Annotated in this window: 8 protein-coding genes; 5 read left to right on the plus strand and 3 right to left on the minus strand. The window is 69.6% G+C overall.

The features are described 5' to 3' along the window. Positions 1–91: 91 nt before the first annotated feature. Positions 92–1714 (plus strand): DUF1592 domain-containing protein, encoded by a 1623-nt coding sequence (locus D7W81_RS14630; RefSeq protein ID WP_244227214.1) that lies wholly within the window; start codon positions 92–94, stop codon positions 1712–1714. 12 nt (positions 1715–1726) lie between these two features. After that, on the plus strand, positions 1727–3109 hold the full coding sequence (locus tag D7W81_RS14635; RefSeq protein WP_120555986.1) for a DUF1552 domain-containing protein: 1383 nt from the start codon (positions 1727–1729) through the stop codon (positions 3107–3109). Between the two features lie 97 nt (positions 3110–3206). On the opposite strand, the gene D7W81_RS14640 is transcribed toward D7W81_RS14635, so the two are convergent. Next, entirely contained in the window at positions 3207–4493 is a 1287-nt protein-coding gene (locus D7W81_RS14640) for a pectin acetylesterase-family hydrolase (protein ID WP_279637817.1), read from the minus strand. Positions 4494–4791: 298 nt separating this feature from the next. Between D7W81_RS14640 and D7W81_RS14645 the strand changes: the two genes are divergently transcribed. Beyond that, the gene (locus D7W81_RS14645; protein ID WP_120555988.1) at positions 4792–5469 is read left to right on the plus strand and encodes a hypothetical protein; all 678 of its coding nucleotides are present in this window, start codon (positions 4792–4794) and stop codon (positions 5467–5469) included. A 22-nt stretch (positions 5470–5491) separates the two neighbouring features. Here D7W81_RS14645 and D7W81_RS14650 read toward each other — a convergent pair whose 3' ends face one another. Continuing rightward, complete coding sequence (locus D7W81_RS14650) at positions 5492–7615, minus strand: ATP-binding domain-containing protein (RefSeq protein ID WP_120555989.1); 2124 nt, start codon at positions 7613–7615, stop codon at positions 5492–5494. A gap of 325 nt (positions 7616–7940) precedes the next feature. Here D7W81_RS14650 and D7W81_RS14655 point away from each other — a divergent pair, with 325 nt between their 5' ends. Both D7W81_RS14655 and D7W81_RS14660 read left to right on the plus strand, forming a co-directional pair. After that, a complete protein-coding gene (locus D7W81_RS14655; RefSeq protein ID WP_120555990.1) occupies positions 7941–8783 on the plus strand; it encodes a hypothetical protein in 843 nt (280 codons plus the stop codon). 95 nt (positions 8784–8878) lie between these two features. Continuing rightward, positions 8879–10024, plus strand: coding sequence for an acyl-CoA dehydrogenase family protein (locus D7W81_RS14660; protein WP_120555991.1), 1146 nt, complete (start codon positions 8879–8881; stop codon positions 10022–10024). A gap of 4 nt (positions 10025–10028) precedes the next feature. Here the strand turns inward: D7W81_RS14660 and D7W81_RS42350 are convergent. After that, the coding region (locus tag D7W81_RS42350; RefSeq protein WP_208721305.1) for a hypothetical protein at positions 10029–11552 on the minus strand (1524 nt) is incomplete at its 5' end.

Below are 11552 nucleotides of genomic sequence, written 5' to 3' on the forward strand. Positions count from 1 at the left end.
CCTGTCCGCGTGGGGAGCAACCAGTACAATGCAGTCCGCCTGTGCGCCGGTCGTCTGTCAGGCCGTGCGGGTGCGAGGAATGCCAGACATCATGCCATTGCGTCGTTTCTATCTCTCCTCCGCTCTCGTGCTGTCCGCCTCCGCCTGCACCGGCAACATCGGTGGGCAGGACGCGGCGCCTGAAAGCGCGGCGGCACCCGCGCGCGTGCGCCGGCTGACGCGCGAAGAGTTCAACAAGTCCGCCTCCGCGGTGCTGGGCACGCAGGTCGACATCGCCCAGGGCTTCGCGGCAGAGGACACCATCCTCGGTTTCTCCACGCACGAGCGGCTCCAGGTGACGTCGCTGCTGGCGGATCAAATCGACACCGCCGCGGTGACGCTGGCGGAGCAGGGCAAGTCCCAGCTCAGCGACCTCTACGCATGCCCCAAGGGCAAGACGCAGGATGAGTGCGCGCGGTCCTTCATCCAGCGCGTGGGTGAGCGCGCCTTCCGCCGGCCGGTGACGGCGGAGGAGGAGACGGACCTGCTGGCCCTCTTCAACCAGGGCAAGCAGGGCGGGACCATGGAGACGGGCGCGGAGCTGGTGCTCCAGGCGCTCTTCTCCTCCGCGTCCTTCCTGTACCGCACGGAGCTGGGGCCGGATAACGCCCGCAAGGGCCAGGTCGTGGAGCTGACCGCCTACGAGGTCGCCTCCGAGCTGTCCTTCATGGTGACCGGTGGACCGCCGGACGCCACGCTGCTCGCCGCCGCCAAGGCCGGCACGCTGTCCTCGCCCGACGAGCGCGAGGCCCAGGCGCGCCGCCTGCTCAAGACGGAGGCCGCGCAGCTGAAGCTGCGCCAGTTCTTCATTGAGTGGCTGGGACTGGGCGGCCTGGGCAAGGTCAACAAGAACAACCTCGTCTACCCGGACTACAGCGTGGACTTCCGCGACTCCATGGTCCGCGAGCGCGACGCGTTCATCGACTCCATCGTGAAGGACCACTCGGGCTCCGTGGAGGAGCTGCTGGGCGCGAACTACTCGTTCGTGGACGAGACGCTGGCGAACTACTACGGCGGGCTGGACCGCACCAACGTGGATGACAACACGGGCCTGGGCCGCGTGACGCTGCCCCCGGAGCGCCTGGGCATCCTCACCCAGGCGGGCGTGATGTCCACCTACGCCCACTTCGACTCGTCCTCGCCCATCAAGCGCGGCAAGTTCGTGCTCACGCGCCTGCTCTGCCGCACCGTGCCCGCGCCGCCGGCCAACGTGTCCACCATCCCCCCGGCCCTGTCGGAGGACGCCACCACCCGCGAGCGCTTCGCGGCGCACACCAACAACCCGGCGTGCGCCAGCTGCCACAAGACCATCGACCCCATGGGCTTCGGCATGGAGGACTTCGACGGCCTGGGCCAGCACCGCACGCAGGAGAACGGCCGCGACGTGGACGCCAGCGGCGCGGTGATTGCCAAGGACGGCACCACCAACCTGGGCAGCTTCACCGGCGGCGCGCAGCTGGCGCGCTACCTGACGAAGAGCGAGGAGCTGGCCAACTGCGTGCCGCTCCAGTTCGTGCGCTACGCCATGGGGCGTGACGAGCACGCGTCGGACGGGGAGCTGCTCGCCGCCATGCGCACGGGCCCCTACCGCACGGACCACCTGAAAATCACCGAAGCGCTGGTCAGCCTGGTGCGCTCGGCTTCCTTCACGCAGCGGCGTCTGCCCACCCGTTAGCCTTTGACCCCCATGTCCCGCGACTTCTCCCGACGCAGCATCCTGAAGCTCCTGTCCGGCACGGCCATGGCGGCGCCCTTCGCGCACCTGCTCACCAGCTCCGTGGCCGAAGCGGCTGACGCCGCGCCCCTGCGCTTCATCGCCCTGTTCACCCCCCACGGCTACCTGCCGGAGTACTGGACGCCCAAGGGGAACGACACGTCCTTCGACATCGACTTCGAGAACTCCGTCCTCCAGCCGCTCCAGCGCCACCGCGACAAGCTGCTGGTGCTGGACGGCCTGGACTACCGCGTCCTCTACGAGCACGGCCGCACCGGCCACGAGGGCGGCCCCGTCACCTTCCTCACCGGCAGCGAGGTGGAGGTGTCCAGCGGTGACGAGCTGCCCTCCGGCCCGTCCCTGGACCAGGTGATTGGCAACGCGGTGGGCGGCGTCACCCAGTTCCGCTCCCTGCAGCTGCACGCCTTCGAGCAGTTCGGCGCCCAGCACGTCTACAACAGCATCTCCTTCACGGAGAACGGCTCGCGCGTGCCGTTCGAGTTGAACCCCGCCAACCTCTACAAGCGCCTCTTTGGCGGCCTGGGCGGCTCCCCGGCGGAGGCGCAGGCCATCCTGACCAAGCGCAAGAGCCTGCTGGACTACCTCATCAAGGACGCCACCCGGCTGAAGTCCCGGCTGGCGACCGCGGAGGGCACCAAGCTGGACACGCACCTGGCGGCGCTGCGCGACATCGAGCGGCGGCTCACCAACACCGGGGCGCTCAACTGCGCCCGGCCGGACGCGCCCTCCGAGGCGCTGCGCGACCTGGGCGACATCAACAACATGCCCGGCCTCACCGAGCTGCACGTGGACCTCATCGCCCGCGCGTTCGCGTGTGATTTGACGCGCGTGGTGACCATGACCATCCCCGGGCCGTCCATGCCGTGGATTGGCATCGACGAGGACATCCACAACGACATCGCCCACCGCACGGACACCCAGGGCGAGCCGGCGCGCACGGAAATCCGCCTGCGCATGGTGCAGGTGCAGCGCTGGTACTCCGAACAGGTGGCGCGGCTGATGGACGCGCTCAAGTCCATCCCGGAGGGCAGCGGCACGGTGCTCGACAACACCCTCATCCTGTGGGGGAACGAACTGGGCGACGCCGCCGGCCACATGAACATGTCCATCCCCACGGTGCTGGCGGGCGGCGCGGGCGGGAAGTTCCGCATGGGCCGCATGCTGTCGCTGCGCCCCGGCAAGGACCCGCTGGGCTCGTGGCCCGGCCCGGGCAGCCCGCTGCCGGGCGCGGTGGAGCACAACAAGCTGCTCACCTCCATTGCCCAGGCCTTCGGCGTGAACGTGGACCGCTTCGGCCACCCGGACTACGTGGGCACGCTGCCCGGCCTCACCTAGAGGCGCCAGGCGGCCTCCAGGGCCCTGGAAAGACAACGGGAGCGGACCCTCTGGGGCCCGCTCCCGTTTTCATTTCAGCAACAGCGCCTGGGGCGGACTACCCGCCGAGCGCGCCGTTGATGAGGGGCGCGAGGATGCTCATGCCCGCGTCTTCCTTGTTGTAGTTGTTGGCCGGCTCGTAGATGCGGACGCGCTGGTTGCCGTTGATGAAGCGCGACAGGAAGACGTCCATGGAGACCATCTCGCTGTGGCAGGCCCAGGACTGCCAGGGGCTGTTGACGTACTCGTACCAGTACTTCTTCTCCATGCGCTGGCAGGCGTGCGCGCCCACGAAGGTGATGATGGTGCTGCAGTGGCTGGCGTTGATGTCGCGCTGGTGCGGGATGAAATAGCTGAAGTTGTTGTACTTGTTCAGCTCGTTCACGAACGCGTCCTGGTCCTGCTTCCAGTACGCGTGGATGGACGCCTCGTCGTTGGGCGTCTTGAAACGCTCATACGAATAGCGCGAGTAGTTGTAGTCCATCGTGTAGCCCGTGTACGCGAGCTGGTCGTTCGGGAACTCCGTGGCCACCATCTTGTTGATGCTGCCCATGTCGTTGATGCTGAAGCTGGCCGGCAGCTGGCTGAACACCGAGTCCAGGTTCCACGACGAGCGGATCTTGTCGTGCAGCGCGCGCGACAGGGAGTTCGAGTTCGGCGCCATGAAGATGGGGCCGGAGTCGTTGATGAGGTAGCCCTTGGCCGGGTTGATGGCCTTGCGGATGAAGTAGTAGCCCGCGGAGGTGGACGTGCCGCCCGCGCTGTAGCCCGTCACGAGCAGCTTCTGCACGTTGGGGAAGTTCTGCTTGGCGTAGTTCGCCGCGGCAATCGTGTTGGTGTAGCCGGAGTGGTACCAGGTCAGCGGCGCCTGGCCGCCGGTGGCGTCCACGTACGACTTGGCGTTGTTGCCGATGTGCACGTCGCCCGTGCAGTACGGCATGTAGACGATGTTCCAGTCCTTCGTGACGATGTCCTTGCGGTCACGGAAGGGCAGGCCCGGGTCCGCCCCGTTGACGATGGGGGACACGTACTTGGCCGTGAACTGCGTCATGTAGTCGTCGGCGATGCCGTTGGGGTTCGCCGCGCCCAGGATGCCCAGGCGGCCGCTACAGGAATCGTAGTCCCAGCACGCGCCGCCACCTTCCATCATGAACAGCAGGTTGGGCGAGTTCGTGCGGTGCACGAAGAACTTGTACTGAGAACCGTTGCCACACTTGGTGCCGGGCAGCGTCACCTTCTGCCAGGCGTAGTTGTTGCCGCCGTCCACCAGCACGTCGACGATGCCTTCCACCAGCACTTCAGCGTGCGCGGCACCCACGGGGGCGGTGAGGGCCAGAAGGCTCATCCAGAGAAAACTTCTCATGCGGCTTCCTCCAAAGGGGGAATGAATGGGGTTGCGGCCGCGGATGATACGTTTTTGTTTATCAGTCGGAAGCAGGGAAACTTCGCTACCGGTGAAAATAGTGGATTCCATGTTGAGTGCAGCATTCCATGGGAGAGGACTGTGATTGCCGCCTCGCGTCAGCCAGGAATTGAGAATTGACGCGCAACGGCATGTCTTAAATGTATCAATTGCGCAGTGCGTTGCCGGGGCCCCCTGACATGGGTTGCGGCGGGCTCGGGACGCGCGGTATGGCCTTGGCATGAGCACGCACGCGCGATGGAAGCTGCCCCTGGGCACTGCGGGAGTCCTGGTCCTGGCGGTGGGGGCGTGGCTTGTCTTTGGCGGGCCGTCCGCGGACGACGGCGCTCCGGCCGTGGCGCCTCCGGCGGTGACGCAGCCCTCCGCGCCGCCGCCTGTCTTCGCCTCCACGCCCGCGGTGCCCCGCGCGAAGGACGGCGGGCTGGACCTGGTGGGCGCGGCGACGGCCCAGCTGCAGGCCGCTCCGGAGGAGGACCCCGGCCCCTACCCGGTGGACCTGGAGTCGCTGCGCGCGAAGCTGCCGGGCAACCTGTACTGGGAAAACGACGTGCCCACCAAGGACCCGGAGGAGCTGCGCCGCCGCGAGGCCGTGAAGGCGAAGTGGAACGCCCTCTTCGGCAAGGTGCAGTCCAACGAGGCCACGGAGCAGGAGGTGCACCAGTACTTCGAGCACCGCCGCCAGGTGTCCGAGGACGCCATCGCCTTCGCCACCACGGTGCTGCGGGACTACGGCGACAAGCTGCCCTCGGAGCACCGGGGCCTCCTGGAGCTGAGCGTGAACCTGCACCGCGCGCGGCTGTCGGAGCTGCCCCGCCACGAATCGGACGCCCTGGAGCGCCGCGAGGCCCACGCCCAGCGGCAGAAGGAGTGGCGGGCGGGCGGCGGCCGTCAGCCCTGACGCTCTGGAGCCCGGTCAGCCCTTAAGCTGAGCCGTCCGCGCCGGGGAAGGTGCGGATGAGCGGCGAGCGCACGGCGGACGAGGCCACCCACAGCTGGTGGGAGGAGCGGGTGACGGCGACGTGCAACCTGCGGCGGGCCTCGTCGTCCGCGGGGTAGGCGCGCGCGGTGACGTCCGGCAGGACGACGTAGTCGAACTCCAGCCCCTTCACGTTGTCCACGTCCGTCACGTCCACGCCGGGCTCGAAGGAGAAGTCCCCCTCCAGCACCAGCCGCGCCCAGGGCATCTCCCGGATGACGCGGTGGAAGGACTGGGCGGACTCGCGGCTGCTGGCGATGACGCCCACCGACGCGTGCGGCTCGCGCAGCACCAGGTCGCGCAGGGCGTCTCCCAGGAACAGCCACGCCTGGGCCTCGTCCGGGAAGTGGTGGAAGCCCACGGGCGCGCCCTCGCGGCCCGCGCGCGCGGCGTTGGCCGGGGACTGCGTGCCCAGCACGTGCTGCGCCAGCTCCACCACCGGGCGCGGGCAGCGGTAGGACACCTGGAGCCGGCAGGTGGCGGCGTCGCGGATGCCCAGCTCCTCCAGGGCGGCGTCCCAGCCGGCGAAGCCCGCCGTCGTCTGCTGCACCTCGTCCCCCGCCAGCGTGCAGCTGCGGCTGTCGCCGAGCAGCTGGCTGACGACGAAGAGCTCGAAGAGGGAGAAGTCCTCCGCCTCGTCCAGCACCACGTGCGCCAGCCGCTCCGCGCCCAGCGCGCCCCGCTGCGCCTTGAGGAACATCAGGATGGGCAGGTCGTCCGCGTCCACCGTGCCCGCGAGCGCGGCGGGCGTGTCCGCTTCAATGGCGCGCCCGTCCACGGTGATGAGGCTGTCCGCGTCGTAGCCCTTGTACTGGCGCGACAGCGGCGTGGCGGTCTGCTGCTTCGTGTGCTCCAGCACCTCCTCCACCACGGTGCGCGGCAGCTCTCCCTTCGCGTCCGCCACCACGGCCTCCAGGAAGGCGCGGTCCAGGTACGCGTCCGCCAGCTTGATGCGCAGCCGGTCCAGCGTGGGGGGCAGGGGCTTGCCCTTGAACACGGGCACGCGGCCGGCCAGCGCGCGGCGCAGGGCGGGGTGGCGCTTGAAGCGCGTGACGAGCGCGGGCGTCTCCGGCGACAGCTTGATGCCCGGCAGGCTGAAGGCGGAGCGCGCGGTGGCCAGCGACCAGGACTCCAGCGTCTCCACGGACACCTTGCCCAAGCCCAGCGGCGCCAGCAGCCGGCGCGTGAGCCGGGCCAGCCCCGCTTCCGGGACGACGACCTTGGTGCGCGCCTGCGGGAACGTCTTCGCGTCGTCGAAGACGACCTTGGCCAGCCGGTGCAGCGCCACCGTCGTCTTGCCGCTGCCCGCGCTGCCCAGCACCAGCAGCGGCTGCTCCGGGCCGGTGCTGACGGCCGCGTACTGCTCCGCGTCCAGGAGCGCCGTCACACCGAAGGCGTCCTCCACGTGCGTTTCTCCCCGGCCCACGCCCAGGAAGCCGGGCCGCGCGGCGGTGCCGCTGCCGCCCGCGAGCACGGAGGCCGCGTCGCGCCCACGCGAGTGCCAGCGGCCCTGGGCGTCGCGCTGGAGCAGGTACGGGCCGGTGCTGATGCGGGTGAGGACGCCCTTCTCGATGATGACCAGCCGGCGCGCCTCCACCTCGCCCTCGGAGAGCCGGTCGCCGAAGTACTCCTCGAACGCGTCGCCCTCCTCGTAGTTGTAGAAGACGCGCGCGACGGGGGCGAACCTCCAGTCGATGACACGCACGCCGGCGGCGAGGTTGGCGAAGCTGGTGCGGCCGAGCAGGTAGTCGCGCGCGCCCGTGGGGCCGGACAGGCGCAGGTGCGCGAAGTAGGGCGCGTTCGCGTCCGGCAGCGGCACGGTCTCCTGCCGCTCCAGCATGGAGCGCACCTCGTTCATCTGGGTGAAGACGTGCGGCAGGTCCGCGGAGTGCGCCGTGGTGGCGTCGTCGCGCAGCACTTGCAGCTGGGCCATGAGGCCCTGGGTGTCCAGCGTGCGCTCCGCGGCCTGACGGCGCGCTTCGGACAGCGCTTGCTGGACGCGGGACAGCAGGGCCTCTTCCTCGGCGATGAGCGCGAGCGCCTCGGGCGACAGCTCCTGGCCGGCCATGACGTCTTCCTTTCCGCCCTTGGGCGTTGGTGGGCCGTGCAAGGTGAACGCTGGTCCCCGCCGGGTCAACCCGTTGGATTTTCGGGCCGTCTTGCTAAGGTGAGGATCGCGGTCGAGGCGCCCATCGGGTGTCCGGGGCCCTCCCGCACGCGCTTCACATCCATCCCGCCAGGTTGCCTCCCCGTGGGGTGGGGTCCGTGTCCGCGACTGGTCGCTGACCGGGGCTGTCTGTCGAATGGCGGCGCGCGCTGGGGGAGGGTGGCTTCTAACGGCACGCGCGGCTTGCTTCCGTCCGCATCCATCCCGAACACGGAGGTTGCACCGGATGACTTCGAAGAACGCGCCGTTCCGCTGGACGCTGTCACTCGCCGCTGCGCTGGGAATCGCCACGTCGGCGGGAGCGCAGGAATCGGAGCCCCTGACGGAGTCGGAGACGACGACGACCACCACCACCACCAAGACGACCCAGCAGGAGCTGTCGGAGGCGATGCGGCCCGAGGGGCCCACGGGGCTGGAGTTCGCGGTGAGCGGCAACGTGGGCGCGGGCCTGGGCTACGTCTACACGAACGGCATGAACTCGTCGGGCGTGCCGGAGGATTTGAAGATCACCCAGTCCGCGAAGGTCTCCTTCCCCATCATCGCGGAGCTGGGCATCCGGGTGACGCCGCGCTTCTACCTGGGCGTGTGGGGCAGCTGGGAGCCGGTGCTGACCAAGACGAACGACCTCTCATGCCCGGAGGGCTTCAGCTGCGACACCTTCCAGTGGCGCTTCGGGCCGGAGGTCCGCTACCACATCCGGCCGGGCTCGGGCTTTGATCCGTGGATTGGCCTGGGCGTGGGCCTGGAGATCCTCAAGAGCCACGTGGAGGGGGACACGCAGCTGCAGGTCGCGCCGGGCGTGTTCGTCCCCACGCACGTGGACACGCACGTCACGGACCGGGGGCCCACCATCGCGCGCCTCACGCTGGGCGGCGACCTGCGCGTGTCACGCGCCCTGTCGGTGGGGCCCATCATCACCGCGTCCGTGGGCCAGTACACGGTGCGCACCGGTTCGCAGACGCTGGACATCACCGGCGTGGGCTCCCGCGACCAGGGGCTCGCGACCGTGGATGACGGCTTCCACGCGCTGTTCACCGTGGGCATCCGCTTGGCCGTGCTCCCGATGTAGGGCGGATGGAAAACCAGGACGCCTCCTGGAAACCCGCGGGGGTCCAGGGGGCCTGCCTTGAACGCGAGGGGCATGCCCTGACAGCATCCCGCGCCATGGATGAGCGCTTCACCCCGGAGCACGAGGCGTTCCGCCGCACCGTGCGTCAGTTCGCAGAGAAGGAGCTGGCCCCGCACGCGCTGGAGTGGGACCAGGCCGGCGAGTTCCCCCGCGACGTCTTCCGCCGCTGCGGCGAGCTGGGCTTCTTCGGCATCAGCCATGATCCGGCCTACGGCGGCAGCGGGCTGGACTCCTGGTACGTGGCGGCCTTCGCGGAGGAGCTGGCGCGAGCGCGCAACGGGGGCGTGGCGATGTCGCTCCTGGTGCAGGGGCAGATGGCCACGCCGGTCATCAACGAGCTGGGCACCGACGAGCAGAAGCGCGAGTTCCTGGCCCCCGCGCTCACCGGGGAGCGCATCGCGGCGCTGGCCATGAGTGAACCGGACGCGGGCTCGGACCTGGCCCGGCTGCGCACCACCGCGCGCAGGGACGGCGACGACTACGTCATCCAGGGCGCCAAGACGTGGATCTCCAACGGCGCCCGCGCGGACTTCCTGGTGCTGGCGGTGCGCACGGGCGGGGAGGGCGCGCCGGGCATCTCTCTGGTGACGCTGCCCACGGACGTGAAGGGCTTCGCGGTGTCGAAGAAGCTCCAGAAGGTGGGGCACCGCTCGTCGGACATGGCCATCCTCTACTTCGAGGACTGCCGCATCCCCGCCCGCTACGTGCTGGGCCGGGAGAACGACGGCTTCTTCCACATCATGAACAGCTTCCACGCGGAGCGCCTGGTGACGGCGCTCTACACGGTGGCGGTGATGGACGACCTGTTGCGTGAAGCCATCCGCTACGGCCGCGAACGTCAGGCGTTTGGAAAGCGGCTCCTGGACTTCCAGGTGTGGCGCCACACCTTCGTGGACCACGCCACCCGCGTGGAGGCGGCGCGGCAGCTCACCTATCAGGCGGTGCAGCTCTTCAATCGCAAACGCAAGCAGAAGCCGGTGAAGGAGATTGCCATGGCCAAGCTCCTCACCACGGAGCTGGCCCAGCGCGTGGCCTATGACTGCCAGCAATTCTACGGCGGCATGGGCTACGTGGAGGAATCGCACGTCGCGCGGGCCTGGCGCGACGTGCGCATGCTCACCATTGGCGGCGGCACGTCCGAGGTGATGAAGGAGATCATCGCCGGGACGATGGCGCTGTAGCCGCTCAGGCGGCGGCCTTCAGGCCCAGGGTCTTGTCCATCCACTGGGCCGCGTCCGCTCCGTTGCCCTTCCACTCCGTGGGAGTGCCGTCCACCGTGCGGCGCGCGACCTCCAGCTCCCAGCCCACCTTGACGGGGCCGACCTTGAAGCCGGGAGACATGGAGACGCCCCGCTGCGTGTAGGACGTCTGCTTGTATTCCACGGTCGCGTCCTTGCCGGCGGCATTGAACGCGCCCGGCACGTCGCCCTCCAGCAGCTTGCCGAACGTGCCGTTCTTCGTGAGCGTGGCGAGGTTGCCCTCGACGCTGACCTCGTAGGACGTGCCCTTGCCGTTGCCCTGGACCAGGGCGTTCCCCTCCACCGCCAGCGTGACCTTGCTCTTCTGGTTCGCCGCCATCTCCTTCATCGCGGGACCGAGCGTTCCCTTCGGATCCGCCATGATGTCGTCCACGCTCTTCCCGGCGGGCAGGGGGTAGCGCGTCTCCACCTCCAGCTTGCCGCTGCCCTTGAGCGTCCCGCCCACCTTCACGCCGCTCTCCAGGGGGAGCTTCATCCCGTCCGCCCCGACGATGGTCTTCTTCGCCTCCAGCTTCCGGCCCAGGCCGCCGCCCACCTCCACCTGGGCGGTGTCCTTGATGACGATCTCCGGGGGCTTGTCCGCGGGGAACTCGATGCGGACCGTCCGGTCCGAGCGGAGCTTGCCGTTCACGTCCCCGCTGTTCGCCAGCGGTCCGCCCGGGACGGGGAACTCCGCGGCCACCTGGGCGGCGCCCGTGCCCCGGAGCTCCACGGCGGAAATCTGTCCGCGCAGCCACGCGAGGTCGCTCTCGGGCGGCATGTCCGCCGCGCCCGCGATGTTGCACTGCGCGGCGGTCTTCATGCGGTCCATGATGGCGTTGGCCCGGGCCACGTCCTGGGGCGTCTCGAACTTGAACTCCACCTTGCCGCCGCCGCCGGCCAGCAGCTTGGCGTCGATCTTCCCGTTGTCGAAGCCCACGCCGCCCAGGACCTCGGAGTCCATGCTCATCTTGTAGTTGGGCCCCGGCACCCGGTTGCCACCCTCATCGGTCCGCATGCCCTGCTCGCAGCTGATCTCAATCTGCGCGCGCGTCTGGAGGCGGCCCACCTTGAAGCCGCCGTCGAAGCCACCGGACGTGGAGTACTTGTCCCCCGGCTTCATGGCCTCGATGTCCGCCTCCGAGCCCGTCGGATCGGTCGCGGCCCCCAGCACCTTGAGGGCCCCCTCCACCTTGGACTCCAGCCAGGTGAAGCCCGGCACGTTGTCGCGAGCGCTCTGCAGCAGCCGCTCCGTCGCGCTCTGCGGCTCGGCCGTGCCCCCCACGCCTCCCGCGGCCAGGGCCGGCTGTGCCTCCGCCGTGGCCTCCAGCCTCAGGCCCTCATTGCCGGGCCCGCCCGCCACGGGGCCCGCGCCAGCGGTGCCGTCCACGCCACCCGCCGCGATGCCTCCCGGGCCCCCGGCCGGAGCGGCGTGGCCGCCCGCTCCGGCCGGACCCGCCTGTCCCCCTGC

It is taken from the genome of Corallococcus aberystwythensis (genome assembly GCF_003612165.1).
Taxonomy (GTDB): Bacteria; Myxococcota; Myxococcia; order Myxococcales; family Myxococcaceae; genus Corallococcus; species Corallococcus aberystwythensis.

Excerpts from the sequence above, each read along its gene's own strand:
- D7W81_RS14650 (WP_120555989.1), bottom strand. The coding sequence starts at position 7,615 with ATGGCCGGCCAGGAGCTGTCGCCCGAGGCGCTCGCGCTCATCGCCGAG.
- D7W81_RS14645 (WP_120555988.1), top strand. The coding sequence starts at position 4,792 with ATGAGCACGCACGCGCGATGGAAGCTGCCCCTGGGCACTGCGGGAGTC.
- D7W81_RS14660 (WP_120555991.1), top strand. The coding sequence starts at position 8,879 with ATGGATGAGCGCTTCACCCCGGAGCACGAGGCGTTCCGCCGCACCGTG.
- D7W81_RS14655 (WP_120555990.1), top strand. The coding sequence starts at position 7,941 with ATGACTTCGAAGAACGCGCCGTTCCGCTGGACGCTGTCACTCGCCGCT.
- D7W81_RS14640 (WP_279637817.1), bottom strand. The coding sequence starts at position 4,493 with ATGAGCCTTCTGGCCCTCACCGCCCCCGTGGGTGCCGCGCACGCTGAA.
- D7W81_RS14630 (WP_244227214.1), top strand. The coding sequence starts at position 92 with ATGCCATTGCGTCGTTTCTATCTCTCCTCCGCTCTCGTGCTGTCCGCC.
- D7W81_RS14635 (WP_120555986.1), top strand. The coding sequence starts at position 1,727 with ATGTCCCGCGACTTCTCCCGACGCAGCATCCTGAAGCTCCTGTCCGGC.